Source organism: Paraburkholderia sp. EG286B (assembly GCF_040965655.1).
Taxonomy (GTDB): domain Bacteria; phylum Pseudomonadota; class Gammaproteobacteria; order Burkholderiales; family Burkholderiaceae; genus Paraburkholderia.
In genome coordinates this window covers 1-18,358 of sequence record NZ_JBFRCF010000002.1, presented here as the reverse complement: position 1 = coordinate 18,358, position 18,358 = coordinate 1, and the positions used below count along the sequence as shown (strand labels likewise).

At 67.5% G+C, this 18,358-nt stretch carries 16 protein-coding genes and 1 pseudogene; 5 read left to right on the top strand and 12 right to left on the bottom strand.

All coding sequences use genetic code 11. The features are described from left to right. Positions 1-59: 59 nt before the first annotated feature. A complete protein-coding gene (locus AB4Y42_RS03460) occupies positions 60-1,712 on the bottom strand; it encodes an ATP-binding protein (protein ID WP_368685970.1) in 1,653 nt (550 codons plus the stop codon). A gap of 513 nt (positions 1,713-2,225) precedes the next feature. Here AB4Y42_RS03460 and AB4Y42_RS03455 point away from each other — a divergent pair. Next, positions 2,226-2,726 (top strand): hypothetical protein, encoded by a 501-nt coding sequence (locus tag AB4Y42_RS03455; RefSeq protein ID WP_028206958.1) that lies wholly within the window; start codon positions 2,226-2,228, stop codon positions 2,724-2,726. Positions 2,727-2,807: 81 nt separating this feature from the next. Here the strand turns inward: AB4Y42_RS03455 and AB4Y42_RS03450 are convergent, their stop codons facing one another. Further along, positions 2,808-5,366 carry an AsmA family protein gene (locus AB4Y42_RS03450; protein WP_368693414.1) on the bottom strand — a complete coding sequence of 853 codons (2,559 nt, stop codon included), beginning with the start codon at positions 5,364-5,366 and terminating at the stop codon, positions 2,808-2,810. Positions 5,367-5,496: 130 nt separating this feature from the next. Between AB4Y42_RS03450 and AB4Y42_RS03445 the strand changes: the two genes are divergently transcribed. Both AB4Y42_RS03445 and fetB read left to right on the top strand, forming a co-directional pair. Next, a complete protein-coding gene (locus tag AB4Y42_RS03445) occupies positions 5,497-6,243 on the top strand; it encodes an ATP-binding cassette domain-containing protein (RefSeq protein ID WP_368693649.1) in 747 nt (248 codons plus the stop codon). Beyond that, on the top strand, positions 6,240-7,052 hold the full coding sequence (fetB, locus tag AB4Y42_RS03440) for an iron export ABC transporter permease subunit FetB (protein WP_324159704.1): 813 nt from the start codon (positions 6,240-6,242) through the stop codon (positions 7,050-7,052). Before AB4Y42_RS03445 ends, fetB begins: the two co-directional genes overlap by 4 nt. 69 nt (positions 7,053-7,121) lie before the next feature. On the opposite strand, the gene AB4Y42_RS03435 is transcribed toward fetB, so the two are convergent. Together AB4Y42_RS03435 and ligD are read right to left on the bottom strand one after the other, a co-directional pair. Continuing rightward, positions 7,122-7,691, bottom strand: a complete 570-nt coding sequence (locus tag AB4Y42_RS03435) for a DUF6013 family protein (RefSeq protein WP_368685967.1) — start codon at positions 7,689-7,691, stop codon at positions 7,122-7,124. Between the two features lie 303 nt (positions 7,692-7,994). Beyond that, on the bottom strand, positions 7,995-8,942 hold the full coding sequence (gene ligD, locus AB4Y42_RS03430; RefSeq protein WP_368693413.1) for a non-homologous end-joining DNA ligase: 948 nt from the start codon (positions 8,940-8,942) through the stop codon (positions 7,995-7,997). A 470-nt stretch (positions 8,943-9,412) separates the two neighbouring features. Here ligD and serB point away from each other — a divergent pair, with 470 nt between their 5' ends. Continuing rightward, positions 9,413-10,252: a phosphoserine phosphatase SerB gene (gene serB / locus AB4Y42_RS03425; protein ID WP_368685965.1), complete on the top strand. Its 840-nt coding sequence runs from the start codon at positions 9,413-9,415 to the stop codon at positions 10,250-10,252. An 81-nt stretch (positions 10,253-10,333) separates the two neighbouring features. On the opposite strand, the gene AB4Y42_RS03420 is transcribed toward serB, so the two are convergent. The 5 genes from AB4Y42_RS03420 to rimO form a co-directional block, all read right to left on the bottom strand. After that, the gene (locus AB4Y42_RS03420; RefSeq protein ID WP_368685964.1) at positions 10,334-11,539 is read right to left on the bottom strand and encodes a cystathionine beta-lyase; all 1,206 of its coding nucleotides are present in this window, start codon (positions 11,537-11,539) and stop codon (positions 10,334-10,336) included. 102 nt (positions 11,540-11,641) lie between these two features. After that, positions 11,642-12,247 (bottom strand): hypothetical protein, encoded by a 606-nt coding sequence (locus AB4Y42_RS03415; RefSeq protein ID WP_368685963.1) that lies wholly within the window; start codon positions 12,245-12,247, stop codon positions 11,642-11,644. 59 nt (positions 12,248-12,306) lie between these two features. Further along, positions 12,307-13,491 carry a beta-ketothiolase BktB gene (gene bktB, locus AB4Y42_RS03410; RefSeq protein WP_368693412.1) on the bottom strand — a complete coding sequence of 395 codons (1,185 nt, stop codon included), beginning with the start codon at positions 13,489-13,491 and terminating at the stop codon, positions 12,307-12,309. A gap of 61 nt (positions 13,492-13,552) precedes the next feature. After that, positions 13,553-14,479 (bottom strand): sugar kinase, encoded by a 927-nt coding sequence (locus AB4Y42_RS03405; RefSeq protein WP_368693411.1) that lies wholly within the window; start codon positions 14,477-14,479, stop codon positions 13,553-13,555. Between the two features lie 5 nt (positions 14,480-14,484). Then, positions 14,485-15,822, bottom strand: coding sequence for a 30S ribosomal protein S12 methylthiotransferase RimO (gene rimO, locus AB4Y42_RS03400; protein ID WP_368693410.1), 1,338 nt, complete (start codon positions 15,820-15,822; stop codon positions 14,485-14,487). A gap of 316 nt (positions 15,823-16,138) precedes the next feature. On the opposite strand from rimO, the gene AB4Y42_RS03395 reads away from it, so the two are divergent. Beyond that, positions 16,139-16,438 (top strand): helix-turn-helix domain-containing protein, encoded by a 300-nt coding sequence (locus tag AB4Y42_RS03395; protein WP_368693409.1) that lies wholly within the window; start codon positions 16,139-16,141, stop codon positions 16,436-16,438. Positions 16,439-16,581: 143 nt separating this feature from the next. Here the strand turns inward: AB4Y42_RS03395 and phaR are convergent, their stop codons facing one another. From phaR to AB4Y42_RS03380, 3 genes and pseudogenes are all read right to left on the bottom strand, one after another. Further along, the gene (gene phaR, locus AB4Y42_RS03390) at positions 16,582-17,187 is read right to left on the bottom strand and encodes a polyhydroxyalkanoate synthesis repressor PhaR (RefSeq protein ID WP_342923883.1); all 606 of its coding nucleotides are present in this window, start codon (positions 17,185-17,187) and stop codon (positions 16,582-16,584) included. A gap of 149 nt (positions 17,188-17,336) precedes the next feature. Beyond that, complete coding sequence (locus tag AB4Y42_RS03385; protein ID WP_028206947.1) at positions 17,337-18,077, bottom strand: 3-ketoacyl-ACP reductase; 741 nt, start codon at positions 18,075-18,077, stop codon at positions 17,337-17,339. A 155-nt stretch (positions 18,078-18,232) separates the two neighbouring features. Continuing rightward, positions 18,233-18,358, bottom strand: a pseudogene (locus AB4Y42_RS03380) (acetyl-CoA C-acetyltransferase); the annotation flags it as partial.

Below are 18,358 nucleotides of genomic sequence, written 5' to 3'. Positions count from 1 at the left end.
TGCATGAACTTTTTAAGGCTTGTTGAAAGCTTGCCGCGCAGCGCGCGCCAGATTACCCGCTATGTGGTACGCAACGGCTGGTCGGGCAGCGCGACGAAGAACGTCGAACCCGCGCCCTCGGTCGATTCGACCCAGACGCGCCCGCCATGCCGCTCCGCAATGCGCCTGGCGAGCACGAGGCCGGTGCCCTGCCCCGGCGATTCGCCGCCGTGCAGCCGCTGAAACGCGCGGAACAGCTTGGGCAGATACGCCTGCGCGATACCAACGCCATTGTCGCGCACAAAATAAGTCCGCGTACGTTCGCCAGGCTCTCCGGCCGCTGATTTTCCTCGGTCTTTTCCCGCGCCATTACCGGCTTCGCCGGCGGATTCGCCGCCGGCCTCCAGCGCGCCGATCTCGACCCTGCCCGGTCGCGCGGGATCGAGATGGTGCAGCGCGTTCTCGATGAGGTTGCCGAAGATCTGCTCGAGCGCCGCCGGATCGCCCCACGCGGGCGGCAACTCGCCCACTTCGATGCGCGCGGCCTTCGCGCGTTCCTCGGCGAGCCCGCCGAGCACGCGCTCGACGACCCGCGCGACGTTGACGCGCTGCCAGCGGTATTCGAGCCGCCCGGCGCGCGAGATGCGCAGCAGCGCGTCGATGATGGCCGCCGCGCGCGCCACCGCCTGACGCAGGAATTTCAGCGATTCGTCGACATCGCCGTCGAGCACTACGGCCATCGTGCGATATTCGTGTTCGGGCAGCCCCGCCGCGTCGACCTGCGCGCGCAAGTCGTCGCACGATACTTGCAACTCCTTCGAAAAACCCTGCAGGTTCACGAGCGGCGAGCGCAAATCATGCGACACGCTGTAGATGAACATCTCGTTGTCCTGACTCTCCTGGCGCAAATGCTCGTTGGCGCTCGCCAGATCCGCGGCGCGCGCCTGCAGCTGTGCCTTCAGCGCGGCCTGCTCGCGATCGGCCACGCGCAGCCGCGCGCTGGTCTGATGGAGCACCGCATCGAGCGCGGCGATTTCATCGCCGCCCGAGAGCGGCGGCGCGAGCGGCGCCCCATCGCCCAGACGCTCGGCGTTCGCGCCGAGCGCGGCGAGGCGCACGCCCACGTTGCGCGCGAACGCCATGGCCGTGAACGCCCAGATCAGCATCGAGCCCACCACGGCGAAAATCAGCGCGTCCTGCTGGCGCTCGCGCGTCTCGCGCAGCATCGCCGCGCGGGCCTCGTCGAGCCGCGTCTCCTCGGCGATGAACTCGCCCAGCACCTCGCGCACCGTTTCGATCTCGGGCGGCATGCCGTTGCCCGCCACGCGCGCGAACGGCGCGCTACGGCCCGTGCGCAACGCATCGGCAATATCACCCGCTTCCTTGCGCCATGCATAGGCGGCGTCGCGCATGCGCTCGACGCGCGCGAGCTGGCGCGGATTGTCGGCGACCATGCGCGCGAGCAGCGTGATGCGGTCGGAGAACTCGGTCCAGACGGCGTGGCGATCGATGAAGGAAGGGTCCTCGAGCACGATGCCGGTGCGCACGCGCGCGGCTTCGCGCAGCAACGGGTCGACGAGACTGTTGGCTTGCCAAAGGATTTGCTGCGTGTTCTCGGCGCGTTTGGCCGCGAGCGCGGCCTTTCCCTGCGTGTCGAACACGACGCCGAGCAGCGCCAGTTCGATGACGCTCGGAATCGCGATCAGCAAGAGCCCCTTGGCGAAGAGTTTCATGTCGGTCTGGTTCGGTGGCGGTCTGGGCGGCGCGCCGTGCTTTTCGCCATGCTTTTTGCAATGCGTTTTGCAAGCTCTCGCGCCGCGTTCGCCCTCGCCATGCCGGTTGGCTGAGGGCGCCGGAGGCAACCGCGGGCACCAGAACCGCAACATTATCTGCGCGATTTTTCAGGATGACAATGTATGTGACACCACACACCTCACGTCGTGGAAAACCCGCTTTTTTGCGGCAATTCGCCACACCGAGCGCACACACAGGTCTATTATTGAGACGGAGACAAGCGAGAGAGCGCCGGGATATCTACATGAGCGCGACGTGCGATCCGGCATGGCGTTTGCGAACGCGATGAGGGTGTTGAAACAGGGGCAGCAAGCCGCGCCGCGCAGGCCGGATCGCTTCAGGCGGTCCGCGCGCCGTTAAAGCGGACCGTCCCCATCTCTATCCTCATGAACACTGCAAATCCGTGTGCTATAAAGGATCGACGTGCGGCGCACCAGTCCGGGAGTGGTCGCATGGGAACGCTGCGTGTACTGCAATCCACCTTTTTCAGGCGAATTTTTATGTCCTTCCCGAAAAAGCGCAAACGCGTCAAGGCAGACGGCGATGAGTCATTTCTCGCCGTGCTGAGCCATTTCAAACCTTTCGGCCAACTGGATACCAAGATCGCGCGTGCGCGCGCGCAGGACGAGCCCGTGCTCTATGCGCATATCCTGCCGGGGCTCGACGTGCTCCTGTGCAGCGTGCGCGGTGCGCAGCCGCCCTATCCGGGCACGAGCGAGTTGCGCAAGCGCTGCATCGAATCGATCGCTCACGCGCTCGAGCAGCCGATCGAAGGCCTCGAGAATGGCGGTTACTGGTACGAGGCGGACGGCTTCGGCTTCCTCGTGTTCGCGAGCCGCGCGCGCGGCCGGGTCCTGCCCGAGTTCGGCGCGGCGCGTCCGACCATGACCACCCGGCGCGTGACGCGCCGCCAGGACGCCGCCGGCGACACGGCGCCGCGTTCGTTGCGCTAGGTCGCGCTTCCGTTGAAGTTCACTGCACACTGCGCCGGGTCGATTGGCCCGGCGCAGTGGTTTTCGCGTCCGCTTGCCGAATCAGCTTCCCTTGTAGAGCGGCTCCTGCCCTTGGGTCGGCTTGCCCGCCGAGGCCGGCGACGGCGCGTTGCGCGTGGCCGGGCCCGCTTTCGCGCCCTTGTCACCTTTATCGCCCTTGCCGGCCTTGTCAGTCGCCGCAGCCGCGCTCGCGCCCGTGCCGGCGCTGCCGAGGTCGGGCCTCGGCAGCGCGTGCATTTTCTGGCCCGGCGGCGGCGCCACGGGATGCTGATGCATCTGTGCGAACAGCGTGTCGCACGGCAGCGGCTTGTTGTTGCTCGGCGCGATGAGCGGAATCAGCGCGGCGAACGGGTTGATCAGCCCGAGCCCGATCATCGCGCCGCCGCGCAGCGCGAGCGCCGTCGCATCCACGCCCACGTGCGGGTTCTTGAAGGTGCCCTTCACGTAGAGCGGCGAGCGCAGCGTGAAAATGCGGAAGCCCTTGGTGTGCGGGTGGACCTTCATGTTCATCGACTCGTCGCGCAGATCGATCGGGCCGTCGATATTGATCACGGCATCGTCGGTGTCGAGCGCGAACACGCGCGGATCGAGCACGCCGTTGGTCGCGACGAAGTCGGCCGCCGCGCAATTGATATTCACGTCGCGCGAGCCGAACAGCTTTTCGTAGACCACGTTGGCCACGTTCAGGCCCGCCGCCTCCATGAGCAGCATACTGATCGTGCCCTGCGTGACGAGCAGCTTCACCTCGCCGTTCGAGGTCGCCGCGAGCGCCGCCGGGGAGTTGCCGGTCGCCGTGAGCGAGGCGTCGCCGTTGATCTCGCCGAGCGCCGACTGCATCGTCTTGAAGTTCGGGAAGAGCTGCTTGAGCTTCAGGTGGCGCGCCTCCAGCGTGCCGCGCGCCTTGAGCGGCGCGCCGCTGCCGTCCAGGTTCAGCCGCGTGCCGAACGTGCCGCCTGCCACGCCGAACTGCAGCGGGTCGAGCACGAGCACGCCGTTGGTCATCACGACGTGCGTGTAGAGGTCCTGAACCGGCAGGCTGCCCTGCTTGATGATGCGCCGGCCCGTGAACTTGACGTCGGCGTCGATCGCGTTCCAGCGGTCGGTGCGGAACTGTTCGACCGGGATCACGCGATCGGCTGGCTGGGGCACGGTATCGCCGCGCTTTTGCTTGCTGGCACGGCTGTCGGCGCCGATGATCGGCGCGAGGTCCGAGAACTGCAGCAGGTTCGAGACCAGCTCGCCGGTCAAAAGCGGCCGTGGCGTGCGTTGCTGGTAGACCACCGTGCCGTTCAGATCGCTGCCGCCCACGCGCCCCGTGAAGTTCTCATAGCGGAACACGCTCGCGCCGCGCCTGAAATTGCCGACGAAGCGGCCGTCGGTGGCATACGGCGGCGTTTCGGGCAGCGTCACGCCGGTTAGGTTGTAAAGGTGCGCCAAGCTTTGCCCCTGCAGCCACAGGCGCAGATCGACGGCGGCCAGATGCATCGGGTCAGTGACCGTGCCGACCAGCGCGATGTGCATGTCGCCCACGCGCACGTCGGCCTGGATCGGGAACGGACGCTTCGCGTCCTGCAGGGCGAGCACACCGCCGAGCTTGCCGTCGCCCGAAAGCGCCGTCTTGCCATAGGTGCCCTTGATCGTCCAGCCGATCGCGTAAAACGGCTGTTTCACGGGCGGCTGCACGGGCGCCGCGCCCGAGCCGACGCCGGCGCCGGCGCCGCTGGCGCTGCTCGCTGCGCTCGCGGCGAGCGCCGGCGAGCCGGCTGCAGGCGCGCTTGTTGCGCCCGACGCGCCCGTGGTTGCGCCGGCAACACTCGCGGGCGCCGGCACGCCCGAAGCCGCCGCGCCGCTCCCCTCGCTGGCCGCGCTGGCGGCCGCCGCCTCCGAAGCCTGCTCCTTGTTGACCTGCTGCGTCAGCCGGTTCGCCCCGGCGCGCCCAATGACCTGCGCGGAGCCCTGGCGCGACGCCGCTTCCTGCTCCTCCATCACCTTGCCGATCGGGATGCCGTGCCCGAGCAGGGTCACCACGATCTTTACGTCGGTTTTCGTCTGCTGGTCGCTCACGGCGATCCTGCCGCTCGAGAACATGATGTCGTGCAGATTGAGCCGCCACGTCGACGGTCCGCTCGAGGCGGGCAGCTTGAAGGTCCAGTTGTTGCGCCCGTCGACGAGGCGCTCGACGTCGATGGACGGATTCACGAGATTGATGGCCGGAATCACGATGTCGTGCGCGAGCAGCGGCAGCACGGCCACCTCGAAATCGATTTCGTCGAGCGTGGCGAACTGCGGGGACTTCGTCCAGTCGGGATTGGCGATCTGGATCTGCGTGGCGGAAAAACGCGGCCAGGGCACCCACGCGCGCCAGCCCGTTTCGCCGGGCGGCCGCTGCCAGCCCACCTTGAGATCGCCTTCGATCGCGAACGGCCGCCCGATGGCCTCGGTGACCTTCTCGTTCACGTAGGGCTTGGCGTGGTTCCAGTCGAACGTCAGGATGAAGACGACGAGGACGGCAATCAACACGACGACAACCGCGACGAGCCATGCGATGATCCTGGCGAGCGTGCGGCCAAGGCGGAAAGGCTTGGGCTGCGGTGACGTCATGCGTACTCCACGTTATGCGTTGTTGTATGGCCTGCCATGTTGCACTACCGCAAGAGCAGTCAGCGTGCCCGGTTGCATCGGCATGACTGCCTCGCACGACCTGTATGCCGGCCCTGTTTGCAATCTTTCGATGCTCGAGCACAACCCAGTTCCCCCACCCCAAGCCGATGGTGCGCCGCTCGTCGAGGCGCACCAGATCGCCCGGCGCGACGCGCAACGCGGCCAGTGGCTGCTGCATCCCACCGATTTCGCCCTGCAGGCGGGCGAGCGCGCCGTGCTGACGGGACCGTCCGGCTCCGGCAAGAGCGTGTTCCTGCGCGCGCTCGCGCTGCTCGATCCGCTCGATGGCGGCGACGTGCGCTGGCATGGCGAAGCGGTCACGCGCGGGCGCATTGTCCACTATCGGCGGCATATTGCGTACCTGCGGCAGCGGCCCGCGCTGCTGGACGGCAGCGTCGAGGACAATCTGCGCTACCCCTACACGCTAGCGGTCTACCGCGACGTGCGATTCGACCCGGCGCGCGCGGGCGCGCTCTTTGCCGCCACCGGCCGTTCCAGCGACTTCCTCGCGCGCGACACTGCCGAGCTGTCGGGCGGCGAAGCGCAGATCGTGGCGCTCGTGCGCGTGCTCCAGCTCGATCCCGAAGCGCTGCTGCTCGACGAGCCGACCGCGTCTCTCGACCCCGAATCGGCGCGCGCCGTCGAAGCGCTCGTCGCCGGCTGGTTCGATGAGGCGCGCACGGCGCGCGCGACGGTCTGGGTCTCGCACGATCCCGCCCAGGCACAGCGCGTGGGCGCGCGGCATCTGACGATGCGCGCGGGGGTGCTCGAACAACCCGCCACGCGCGCGGCATTCATACAGGGAGCCGCACAATGAGCCCGGGCGTGCTGCAGAACCTCGGCATCGGCGACGTCGCCATTGCGGCGCTGCTCGTGTTCGTCAACGGCGCGGTCTCCGTGCTGCTCAAGCTCGACCTCGAACGCAAGCTGGCGTGGGCCGCCGTGCGCACCGTCGTGCAGCTGCTCGCGATCGGCTACGTGCTCGGCTGGGTGTTCGCGTTCAACCGCTGGTACGTCGTGCTGCCGCTCATGGTACTCATGACGCTGATCGCGGGCTTTGCGGGGGCGCAGCGCGGCGCACGCACCTATGGCGGGCAGCGCGCGGACAGCATCGTGTCGATCTGGGTGAGCGCGTGGCTCGTCGCGGCAGTCGGGCTCTTCGTGGTGATCCGCATCCGGCCGTGGTACGAACCGCAATATGCGATTCCGATCCTCGGCATGATTCTCGGCAACACGCTGACGGGGGTGTCGCTCGGCGTGGAGCGCATGATGCAGGAGCTGACCGCGCGGCGCGACCGTGTGGAGAGCGCGCTCGCGCTGGGCGCGACGCGCTGGGAAGCCGCGCAGGCGAGCGCCCGCGAGGCCGTGCGCGCCGGCATGATCCCGACGCTCAACCAGATGGCCGTGGTCGGCGTGGTGAGCCTGCCCGGCATGATGACGGGCCAGGTGCTCGCGGGGCAATCGCCGCTACAGGCCGTGCGCTATCAGATCGTGATCATGTTCCTGATCGCGGCTTCGTCGGCGCTCGGCACGGTGGGCGCGGTGCTGCTCGCGTACCGGCGCCTGTTCTCGCCGCAGCATCGCTTTCTGGTTGCGCGGCTCATCGAGCGCAAGGCACGCGCTTAAGACCTGGGCGCCGTACGCGGCCGGCGTGCGCTTTGCGCCTCGCCGGCCCTCCCGCTCTCAAGGCGCGCCCTAGCGCTGCGCCGAGATCGTGATTTGCGTGCCGTCGCTGAGCTTGAGCGTCTTCGCGGTGCCGTTGGTGGGCATCGTGAGGTGCGCGACCTCGCTATGCGCGACCACGGCGGGGCACGTGATCGACGCGCCGTTGCTCGACACCGACTGCGTGCCGTGCGGCGCCTGGGCGCGGAAGCTCACCTGCACGGTGGCCGTGCCGCTGCTCGCGACGATGGGCGCGAGACGCACCTGGGTCTGCCGGACCATCGCGCCGTTCGCGTCGAGCGGCAGCGAGGCATAGTCCGGGCAGCCTTGCGGCGTCGCCACCGCACCGCCGGGCGGCGTGGTGCGCCAGGTGAAGTCGTCGGTATCGCCCGAGCGCAGTGTGCGGGTCTCCTGGGCGTCGCCGAACGCCTTCGACGCGACCCGCACGGTATAGCGGATCGGTCCGTCGGTTGCGGCCTTCGAGGTGACCGTGATCGGCGTAGCCGCGAATGCCGGCAACGCGAGCGCGCAGGAAGCGGCGAGGACAAACTGGACGAACGCCGCTTGGCGGCGGCGAGTATGGCGGGAGCTGCGGCAAGGCATGCGTCACCTCCTGGCGGGAACGGCCGCGCCCGCAAGCGAAAAGCGGCGTACGCAACGAACGCGGCGAGCCGCGCAACGCCAGGTACGACGCTCCGCGCTCGTGCGGCGGATGGTCTGTTAGCAGTCTAGCGCGCTGCGCGCCGCCTTGCGCCGAGCACATGCATCGAACGGACCAGGTTTTATCCTGCTTGTCATCGCCAGCAATTTGCTTGCCGTGCGACAGCGCGCGGATGGCGCCGGGCGTCGTCTGCATCGCCGACTCGTCGTGCATACACGGCACGCGCAAACCCTCACCTCGCGCCGCTACTTGCCGGCGGTTTCGAGACCCAGCGTCAGCTCCGCCGTCAACGTCTGGCGCACGCGCCCATAGGCCGCCCAGGGATCGGCTTGCTCGATCTGCGCGAGGCGCGCGTCGATCGTCGCGAGCGTCCATTGCGCGCCGCCCGTCGTCGCCTCCAGTTCGTCCCAGCCGATCGGCACGGACACGCCCATGCCCGGCCGCGCCCGCACGCCATACGCGAGCGCCGTGCTCGCGCCGCGCGCATTGCGCAGATAGTCGACGAAGATCTTCTTCTTGCGGTGTTCGGGGCCCATGGTGGCCGTGATCTGCGTGGGCCAGACCGAGGCCAGATGCTGCGCAACCGCTCGGGCGAACGCCTTCGCGTCGTCCCAGCCCGCCTCCGGCGTGAGCGGCACGACGATATGCAGCCCCTTGCCGCCGCTCGTCTTGCAGAACGATTCGAGCCGCAGTTCGGCAAGCAAGGCGCGCGTGGACTGCGCCGCCTCGATCATGCGGTCCCAGCCCAGCGCCGGATCGGGGTCGAGGTCGAACACGACCCGATCGGGCCGCTCGATGTCGTGGACACAGGCGTTCCAGGTATGCAGTTCGATGACGTCCATCTGCGCGGCGCTCACCAGCGCTCGCGCCGTATCGATCGTGAGCAGTGGCGGATGGCCCGGGTCGAGCCCTTCGTGTTCGGTGAGTTCGGGCAGCGGCGCGCGAGCGCGGTGGCGCTGGAAGAACATCTCGCCGCTCAGGCCGCGCGGTGCGCGCACGAGCGACACGGGGCGATCGCGCAGATGCGGCAGGATCCAGCGCGCGGCGCGCTCGTAGTAGCGCACGAGTTCGAGCTTGTGCGTGCCGCTGTCCGCATCGATGACGCGCCTTGCGCTCGTGATGCGTATGCCGTCGATTTCGCTGTCGGCGGAGTCGTCGCGCCGACGCCGGGCGCTACGAGGCAAGCGGTGCACGGACGCGCCAGGCGTGGCCGGTGCGGCGGCGTCCGATGTCGGGGCCCGCTCGCCGCGCGGCGTTCGGGCAGATGTCGTGGTTGGGGCCTTGCGGGCGTCCTGCATACCGGTTCCCCTGGCGCCTTGGCGCACATGACGCGTCGCGCGACGCGAGTCGCGACACGTTCGGTTGACGACACGCGGCGGGCGCCCCCGTCGGATCGCCGCATGAGCTTTCATTGTGCCTCGAATGGCCGCTTTCGTCGCTGCAAGGTGTTCGCAAACGCCCGCCAAAAACGGGGAAGTATCCGCCAGGCGCGCAAGCGCGCCGGATGGCACAGGCGACCGCAACGGTCGGCGGGACGTTACAATGACGGGCTTTGCCGCGCACTGCAGGGTGCATTGCGGGGTCTTGCACGCACACGCGCGACTGCGCCCTTTTTCATCCGATCGATCCGACGACGCCGTGCGTCGGCTTTGCCCGTCCTGCCATGAACCTCGTCATCCAGAGTCCCGCCCCGCTCGACACCGTCCATCACAAGCCGCTCCTCGGCCTCGCCCGCGGCAGCCGCCTCGCGCCGATCGACGCCCATGCGCTGCGCATCGAGAACGCCGAGCCGGCCCAGCGCGCCGATCTCGAGGTCTACTGCGGCACGCATCAACTCGACTATGCGTTCGTCGACGCCGGCCGCGCGCTGGCCGATTTCGGCCTGCTGGCGATGGACATGGACTCGACGCTCATCACGATCGAATGCATCGACGAGATCGCCGACTTCTGCGGCCTGAAGGCCGAGGTCGCGGCGATCACCGAAGCCTCGATGCGCGGCGAGATCAAGGACTTCAACGAGAGCCTCACGCGCCGCGTGGCGCTGCTCGAGGGGCTCGACGCGAGCGCCCTGGAGCGTGTCTACGAGGAACGCCTGCAGCTCTCGCCGGGCGCCGAGCGCATGCTCGCGGGCGCGAAGGCCGCAGGGCTGAAGACGCTGCTCGTTTCCGGCGGCTTCACGTTCTTCACCGAGCGCCTGAAAGCGCGGCTCGGGCTCGACTACACGCGCGCGAACACGCTCGAAATCGTCGACGGCAAGCTCACGGGCCGCGTGACGGGCGAGATCGTCAACGCCGACGTGAAGGCGCGTACGCTCGCCGAAACCTGTGCCGAAATCGGCATCGACCCGCGCCGCGCAATCGCGATGGGCGACGGCTCGAACGACCTCAAGATGATGGGCGCGGCCGGTTTGTCGGTCGCATTCCGAGCGAAGCCCGTGGTGCGAGAGGCCGCGAGCGTCGCGTTCAACTTCGTCGGGCTCGACGGCTTGCTGCGTCTGTTCTGATTCGGCTTTCGCGGCGCTCAGATACGCCAACGGCCGCTCGTGTCCTTGTGGACGCGAGCGGCCGTTGTGGCTTTGTACAGGTTATTCAGGCGTACTTGTTTTTTCCGCGAGCCTCGCGAGCGAGCGCTCGATATCGGCGCGCAGGTCGGCTTCGTCTTCGAGACCGATGTAGAAACGCACCAGCGTGCCGCGATGCGGCCAGCTCGCAGCCGTGCGCATCGAACCGACGTCGTACGGCATTGCCAGGCTATGCGCCCCGCCCCAGCTCCAGCCCAGCGCGAAGAGTTCGAGCGACTCGCAGAACGTGTCGATCTGCGCCGCGCTATAGCGCTCGTCGAACACCACGGAAAAGAGACCGCCCGCGCCCGTGAAGTCGCGCTTGTAGAACTCGTGGCCGGGGCAGTCTTCAAACGCCGGGTGCAGCATCGCCGCGATTTCGGGGCGGGTCTTGAGCCAGCTCGCGAGTCCGAGCGCGGTGCGATCGTGCGCCTCGAAGCGCGCCTTCATGCTCGGCAGCCCGCGCAGCACGAGCGAGCAGTCGTCGACCGAGACGCCGATGCCAAGGCGCATGCGCGCGGCCTTGAGCTTGAGATAGAGATCGCGGTCGGCCGTGATGGTCGCGCCCATCAGCACGTCGCTGCCGCCCGACTGATATTTGGTGAGCGCCTGCACCGAGATGTCGATGCCGTGCTCGAACGGCTTGAACGCGAGGCCCGCCGACCACGTATTGTCGATCGCCGTCACGACGTTGCGCGCGCGCGCCGCCGTCGTGATCGCGCGCACGTCGGGCACTTCCATCGTCACCGAGCCGGGCGCTTCCAGCCAGATCAGCTTCGTGTTCGGCTGGATCAGCTCGGCGATGCCCGCGCCGATCATCGGATCGTAATAGCGCGCCGTCAGGCCGAAATCCCGTGCGAGCCAGTCGCCGTGGTCGCGGTTCGGCGAATAGACGTTATCGGGGATCAGCACGTCGTCGCCCGTCTTCAGCAGACCGAAGTAGACGTTCGAGATGGCCGAGAGACCCGAGGGTTGCAGCAGCGCATGCTCGCCGCCCTCGATCTCGGCGATGCGCTTTTGCAGCATGGCCGAGGTGGGCGTGGCGTGCAGGCCGTAGCGCCATTGCGCGTCGTTGCGCCAGTCGAGCGCGCGCACCGAAGCGAGGTCGGGAAACACCACGGTCGAAGCCCGCGTGACTGGCGCGGCAAACGACTCGAAGCCGGGCGTGAGGTCGTCTTGCGGGTGAACCATGCGCGTCTGCAAGGCGCGGCTGGAGTCGGATTTGGTCATGTCGGAACGAATTCGGATAAAGGCGCGGTGGCGTTGCGGCGCGCGGCTCGCGCAGTGGCGCGTGCGACGCCGCATACCGAAGAGTAACACCCGCGGCGGCGCTTATTGCCCGATGACGAGATTGCTCACGCCGTTCACGGCATGCGCGCCGTTCGGGGTCGACGCGCTCGCACTTGCCGCGCCGGTCGTGACGGCCGGCGCCGAGGCCCCCGCCGCGAGCCGCTTCAGATCGAACGGCACGGGGTGGGAATCGTCCGGGTCCATGCGGTCGCCCGAAAGCGAGCCGTCCTCGGCGAACGTGCCCACCCAGTTGCCGGTGATATGCGTGCCGTCGTTCGAGTCTTCGGCTTCGAGCGTGGCGTCCGCGCGGTCGCCGGCGATCAGGATCACCTCGCCGGTGTCCGTGAACTGGTATTCGCCATGCACGCCGGTCGGATCGTCGTCGCCGGCCTTGGCGCCGAGGCGCATGACGATCTGACGCTGGCCGAGCGTGCCGACGTATTGCGGCAGCTTCGCGAATTCGGGGTTCGGCTTGAGCGTGGATTTGACCGGCGGCGCAGCGCCTGCGTCCTGCGCGCTCGCCGCGAGCGGCAGCGCGAGGACCATGGCCGCGGCGGCCACGGCCACGAGCCAGCCGCGCGCCCGGGTGGCGCGGCCCTGTCGGGCGGCCGCGCGCGGCGGCCGCTGTGCTTGCGTCAATACTTCCATCTGCATCCTTCCTTCACTTGCACAGCGGACTGGCGCGAGCCGCACGTCACGAGTCGGCGTCAAATCCGTTCGAAGATGGCCGCAATGCCCTGGCCGCCGCCGATGCACATCGTCACGAGCGCGTAGCGGCCGCCGATACGCTGCAGTTCATAAAGCGCCTTCACGGTGATGAGCGCACCGGTCGCACCGATCGGATGGCCGAGCGAGATGCCCGAGCCGTTGGGATTGACCCTGGCCGGGTCGAGCCCGAGCTCCTGCGACACCGCACAGGCCTGCGCCGCGAAGGCTTCGTTGGCTTCGATCACGTCGAGGTCGCTGACCTTGAGACCCGCGCGCTCGAGCGCCTTCTGCGTGGCCGGCACGGGGCCGATGCCCATGTACGCCGGATCGACGCCCGCATGCGCGTACGAGACGAGGCGCGCGAGCGGCTTCACGCCGCGCGCGCGGGCAGCGTCCGCGCTCATTAGCAGCACCGCGGCAGCGGCGTCGTTGATGCCCGACGCGTTGCCCGCCGTGACCGTGCCGTTCTCCTTCGCGAACACGGGCTTGAGCTTCGAGAAGTCCTCGAGCGTCGCGCCGTGGCGCACGTGCTCGTCGGCGTCGAACAGCACTTCGCCCTTCTTCGACTTGATCGAGATGGGCAGGATCTGATCCTTGAAGCGGCCTTCGGCGATCGCACGCTCGGCGCGGCGATGGGATTCGAGCGCGAGCGCGTCCTGCGCCTCGCGCGTGATGCCGAACTTCTTCGCGACGTTTTCCGCCGTCACGCCCATGTGGATCGTCTGGAACGGGTCGTGCAGCGCGCCGATCATCATGTCGACGAGCTGCGTGTCGCCCACGCGCTGGCCGAAACGCGCGGCCGGCATCGAGTAAGGCGCACGGCTCATGTTTTCCGCGCCGCCGCCGATCGCGATGTCGGCGTCGCCGAGCAGAATGGTTTGCGCGGCCGAAACGATCGCCTGCAGGCCCGAGCCGCACAGGCGGTTCACGGTCAAGGCCGGCGCGTGCTGGGCAACGCCGCCGTTGATGGCGGCCACGCGCGCAAGATACATGTCCTTCGGTTCGGTGTGCACGACGTTGCCGAACACCACGTGGCCCACCGCGTCGCCTTCCACGTTCGCGCGCGAGAGCACTTCGCGCACCACGCGTGCGCCGAGATCCGTCGGCGAGAAGTCCTTCAGGCTGCCGCCGAAGTCGCCGATTGCCGTGCGCACACCGCTTGCCACCACTACTTCGCGTTCCATGGTCTTGCTCCTCGTCTTCCTGAAGGGATGAATCTTGTTATTGATGCGCTTCGCTTGCGGGCTACCCGGCAAGCAAGCGCTCGACGTCCTCGCGATACGGGATCGGCGCAACCGCGCCAAAACCCAGCGTCGAAAGCGCGGCGGCCGCGTTCGCGTAGCGCGCGGCGGCGAACGGATCGTCGCCGGCCGCGAGCCGCGCGACGAACGCGCCGCCGAAGCAGTCGCCCGCGCCCGTGGCGTCCACCGCCGCGACCACATGGCCCGGCACGACGCGCCGCTCGTCGGGCGTCGCCACATAGGCGCCGTCCTTGCCCAGCTTCAACGCGATCACGCGGGCACCGCGCGCGAGCAGGTAGTCGAGGATCGCGTCGCGATCGTCGAGGCCCGTGAGCACGGCCACGTCGTCCCAGCTGGGCAGGCAGATATCGGTAAGCCGCAGCACCTCGTTCATCACGGCGCGGGCTCGCGCGAGCGGCCACAGCTTCAGGCGCAGGTTGGTGTCGAAGCTCACGCGCACCCCGTTGGCGCGCGCATGCTCGACGGCGGCGAGCGCCGCGTCGCAGGCGCTGTCGCTGATCGCCACGCTGATGCCGGACAGATGCAGCACGCGCGCAGCCGCGATGATGTCGAGCGGCAGATCGCGCGGCGTGTAACGGCTCGCGGCCGAGCCCTTGCGCAGATAGCCGAAGGCATGGCCGGCCGGGCCATGCGAGACGAAGTAGACGCCCGTGGGCGCCATGGCGTCCACCCGCACCGTCGAGGTGTCGACGCCTTCGCGCGTCCACAGGTCGGTCAGGAGGCGTCCGAAATGATCGTCGCCGACGGCCGAGACGAAGCCCGTGCGTGCGCCCTGGCGAGCCGCCGCGATGGCAAAGTTCGAGGTGTCGCCGCCAAAGCCCTGCAAATACTCTGGACGGTCTTTCGACGCCTGGTTGAACTCGACCATGGCCTCGCCATACGCGAGGACTTGCGGGGCGACGCTCGTCATGCCGGTCAGACCTCGCCCCAGAGATCGTGGCCATCCGCGCCGGTGATCTTCACCGACACGAAGTCGCCGACCTTGTAGCGCTTCGACGCCTTGGTCGCCGGCGCGACATACACCACGCCGTCGATCTCGGGCGCGTCCGCCGCGGTGCGGCCAATGCCGCCATCGGCGTTGATCTCGTCGATCAGCACCTTGAGGGTCTTGCCCACCTTGCGCTGGATACGTTTAGCCGAGACCTGCTCCGCCACTTCCATGAAGCGCGCGCGGCGCTCCTCGCGCACTTCGTCGGGCAGCGCGCCGTCGAGTTCGTTCGCCGTTGCGCCTTCGACCGGCGAATAGGCGAAGCAGCCCACGCGGTCGAGTTCGGCCTCGCGGATGAAATCGAGCAGCGTTTCGAACTGCTCTTCGGTCTCGCCGGGGAAGCCGGCGATGAACGTGCTGCGGATCGTGAGATCGGGGCACACTTCGCGCCAGGCCTTCACACGCTCCATGACCTTCTCCGCGTTCGCGGGACGCTTCATGCGCTTGAGCACTTCGGGGTGCGCGTGCTGGAACGGCACATCGAGATACGGCAGCACGTGGCCCTTGAACGGACCTTCGGCCATCATCGGAATGACTTCGTCCACGCTCGGATACGGGTAGACGTAGTGCAGGCGCACCCAGGCGCCATATTGCGCGGCCAGCTCGCCCAGTGCAGCGACGAGGTCGGTCATGCGCGTCTTGATCGGCTTGCCGTTCCAGAAGCCGGTGCGGTACTTCACGTCCACGCCGTAGGCGCTCGTGTCCTGCGAAATGACGAGCAGTTCCTTCACGCCGGACTTGAAGAGGTTTTCCGCTTCGAGCATGACCTCGGCGACCGGGCGCGACACGAGGTCGCCGCGCATCGACGGGATGATGCAGAACGTGCAGCGGTGATTGCAGCCTTCGGAGATCTTCAGGTACGCGTAATGGCGCGGCGTGAGCTTGATGCCCGCAGCCGGCACGAGGTCGACAAACGGATCGTGCGGCTTGGGCAGGTGGCTGTGCACGGCCTGCATGACCTCGCCCACGGCGTGCGGGCCCGTCACGGCGAGCACCTTCGGGTGCACTTCCTCGATCAGGTTCGAGCCGCTCGCACTCGCCTTCTTGCCGAGACAGCCGGTGACGATCACCTTGCCGTTCTCGGAAAGCGCTTCGCCGATGGCGTCGAGACTCTCCTGCACGGCTTCGTCGATGAAGCCGCAGGTGTTGACGACCACGAGATCCGCACCGTCGTAAGACCCCGAGATTTCGTAACCCTCGGCGCGCAGCTGGGTAATGATCTGCTCGGAGTCGACAAGCGCCTTCGGGCAGCCGAGGGAAACCATCCCGACGCGCGGAGCAGGATTGCGGGAGGTCGTTGATTCAACAGGGTTTTTCACGTGTACGTCCGGATGTGGGGCGCAGGGCGAAAGTAGCGCCGCGCGGGGTCAAGCCAATCCGCCATTTTACCCGTTTGGCGTATCGTGCGGCGCAGCATGGTGAGTGCGCCCCGTGGCGCCGGGGTCGGATGGAATATGGACAGAATCAAACTTTGTTCAGCTATTGCTCGCCTGCGAACGGCGCATCCGGATAATTTTCGCCGCGTGCGCACGGAGCACGCTCAAACGCAGCCTGAACCGGTTGTGCGGAGAGAGCGACAACATGAACGAGAAAATGGACCCGTTGCAGGCTGAACGGCTGGACTCGGTGCGCGGGTTGAAAGCGCGCCGGGGCGCCTCGAGTGGCGCGTTGGGCGTCACCGGCCGCAAGCCCACCGCCGCTGCGCTCGCACGTGCGAGCGCCGGCCTCTCGCAGAGCGCGTTCGCGGCACTGCTTGGCGTTTCCACGCGCACGCTGCAGGACTGGGAGCAAGGCCGGCGCCAGCCGACCGGCGCTGCGCAAGCCCTTTTGCGGGTGGCCGTGGCGCACCCTGAAGCCTTGCGCGATCTGCAAAGCGCCTGAGAACACATGAGGACGGCGGCATTGCGCCCGCTGCCTCGCGAAGTGTGGCGCTCGCGCGGCAACGCGCCGCCACGGCGCGCCGGATATGCGAGAGCGCGCCGCGACTTGCCGGCGCGCGCCACCCGCCGTGTGCGCCGCGCCGCTTACTTCTTCTCTTCCTCGCCGCCTTCGGGTGCGCCCTGCGCCGGCGCCGCCGCGCCGCCCGGCGTCGCGGGCTTGAACGGGAAGCTGCTGAACATGTTCTTCGCCTGGTTCTGCATCTGCTCCTGCATCTGCACGAACATGTTCTTCGACTGCTCGATGTAGCTCGTCATCATGCCCTGCATCATCGGCGCCTGCATGTTCATGAACTGCGACCAGACCTCGGGGTTCATCGCGTTGCCTTCGTAGAGGCTCTTCGACTGGTCCGCGAGCTTGTTCTGGATGTCGATGAACGCCTGGATGTTCTTTTCCAGGTAGGTGCCCATCATGCCCTGCATCGCATGACCATAGAAACGGATGATCTGCGACAGCATCGATGACGAGAACATCGGCAGACCGCCGCTTTCCTCTTCGAGAATGATCTGCAGCAGGATGCTGCGCGTCAGATCCTCGTTGGTCTTCGCGTCGATGACCTTGAACTCCTCCTGCTCCAGCACGAGTTGCTTCACGTCCGTCAACGTGATGTACGTGCTCGTCTCCGTGTCGTACAGCCGACGATTCGGATATTTCTTGATGAGACGTTCGGCGGTTTTCTTTGTAGTCGTCATGTGTCGCCCTTGTTAGCGCCAACGCGCGGCGGCCATTGCCGTCGCGCGTTGGTCTAGCCCGGAAACGGCCTGCCCCGGTGAGCAAACAGGCCCGCTGCCGTCCTCGATCCCGGCTTCGCGCGTCCCCTGCAGGCGCGCTGCGCGCGGGATCAGCCCATGTGCAACCCGCCATTCAGCGAGAAGTCAGCACCGGTTGCAAAGCCTGACTCGTCGGACGCGAGCCACGCCACGATCGACGCGATTTCCTCGGGCGCGCCGAGACGGCGCACGGGAATCGTCGCAACGATCTTTTCCAGCACGTCGGGACGGATCGACTTCACCATGTCCGTACCGATATAGCCCGGCGAAACGGTGTTGACCGTCACGCCCTTGGTCGCCACTTCCTGGGCCAGCGCCATCGTGAAGCCGTGAATGCCGGCCTTGGCCGTGGAGTAGTTGGTCTGCCCGAACTGGCCCTTCTGGCCGTTCACTGACGAGATATTGATGATGCGGCCCCAGCCGCGCTCGACCATGCCGTCGATCACCTGCTTCGTGACGTTGAAGAGGCTCGTGAGATTGGTGTCGATCACGGCCGTCCAGTCTTCGCGCGTCATCTTGCGGAAGACCACGTCGCGCGTAATGCCGGCGTTGTTCACGAGCACGTCGATTTCACCGACCTCGGCCTTGACTTTGTCGAACGCCTGGCGCGTCGAATCCCAGTCGCCCACGTTGCCTTCCGAGGCCACGAAGTCGAAACCGAGCGCCTTCTGATCTTCCAGCCACTTCACGCGGCGCGGCGAATGCGGGCCGCAACCGGCGACCACCGTGAAACCTTGCTTGGCGAGGCGCTGGCAAATGCCCGTGCCGATGCCGCCCATCCCGCCCGTTACATACGCAATACGCTCTGACATAAACCACACTCCATTATCGTTTTCCGGCTGCGCCGTTCGACGGCACCGGCCTCGCTCCTTCCCCTGCCTTCGCCTGCACCGCTCGCGGTTTTTGGTCGCCCCGCTGGTCACAAGCGCCGGGACGGACCGCTAGCGGCCCACCCCGGCAGTCAACATCAAGCGCGCTCGAGCGCGAGCGCCACGCCCATGCCGCCGCCGATGCACAGCGAGGCGAGACCCCGCTTCGCATCGCGGCGCTGCATTTCGTGCAGCAGCGTCACGAGAATCCGGCAGCCCGACGC

What these genes read in the sequence shown, in the direction of transcription:
- AB4Y42_RS03385 (WP_028206947.1), bottom strand. Translation starts at nt 18,077, where the DNA reads ATGTCAGAGCGTATTGCGTATGTAACGGGCGGGATGGGCGGCATCGGC.
- phaR (WP_342923883.1), bottom strand. Translation starts at nt 17,187, where the DNA reads ATGACGACTACAAAGAAAACCGCCGAACGTCTCATCAAGAAATATCCG.
- AB4Y42_RS03420 (WP_368685964.1), bottom strand. Translation starts at nt 11,539, where the DNA reads ATGACCAAATCCGACTCCAGCCGCGCCTTGCAGACGCGCATGGTTCAC.
- AB4Y42_RS03415 (WP_368685963.1), bottom strand. Translation starts at nt 12,247, where the DNA reads ATGGAAGTATTGACGCAAGCACAGCGGCCGCCGCGCGCGGCCGCCCGA.
- rimO (WP_368693410.1), bottom strand. Translation starts at nt 15,822, where the DNA reads ATGGTTTCCCTCGGCTGCCCGAAGGCGCTTGTCGACTCCGAGCAGATC.
- AB4Y42_RS03455 (WP_028206958.1), top strand. Translation starts at nt 2,226, where the DNA reads ATGGGAACGCTGCGTGTACTGCAATCCACCTTTTTCAGGCGAATTTTT.
- AB4Y42_RS03405 (WP_368693411.1), bottom strand. Translation starts at nt 14,479, where the DNA reads ATGACGAGCGTCGCCCCGCAAGTCCTCGCGTATGGCGAGGCCATGGTC.
- AB4Y42_RS03435 (WP_368685967.1), bottom strand. Translation starts at nt 7,691, where the DNA reads ATGCCTTGCCGCAGCTCCCGCCATACTCGCCGCCGCCAAGCGGCGTTC.
- AB4Y42_RS03395 (WP_368693409.1), top strand. Translation starts at nt 16,139, where the DNA reads ATGAACGAGAAAATGGACCCGTTGCAGGCTGAACGGCTGGACTCGGTG.
- AB4Y42_RS03460 (WP_368685970.1), bottom strand. Translation starts at nt 1,712, where the DNA reads ATGAAACTCTTCGCCAAGGGGCTCTTGCTGATCGCGATTCCGAGCGTC.
- fetB (WP_324159704.1), top strand. Translation starts at nt 6,240, where the DNA reads ATGAGCCCGGGCGTGCTGCAGAACCTCGGCATCGGCGACGTCGCCATT.
- serB (WP_368685965.1), top strand. Translation starts at nt 9,413, where the DNA reads ATGAACCTCGTCATCCAGAGTCCCGCCCCGCTCGACACCGTCCATCAC.
- AB4Y42_RS03445 (WP_368693649.1), top strand. Translation starts at nt 5,497, where the DNA reads ATGCTCGAGCACAACCCAGTTCCCCCACCCCAAGCCGATGGTGCGCCG.
- AB4Y42_RS03450 (WP_368693414.1), bottom strand. Translation starts at nt 5,366, where the DNA reads ATGACGTCACCGCAGCCCAAGCCTTTCCGCCTTGGCCGCACGCTCGCC.
- bktB (WP_368693412.1), bottom strand. Translation starts at nt 13,491, where the DNA reads ATGGAACGCGAAGTAGTGGTGGCAAGCGGTGTGCGCACGGCAATCGGC.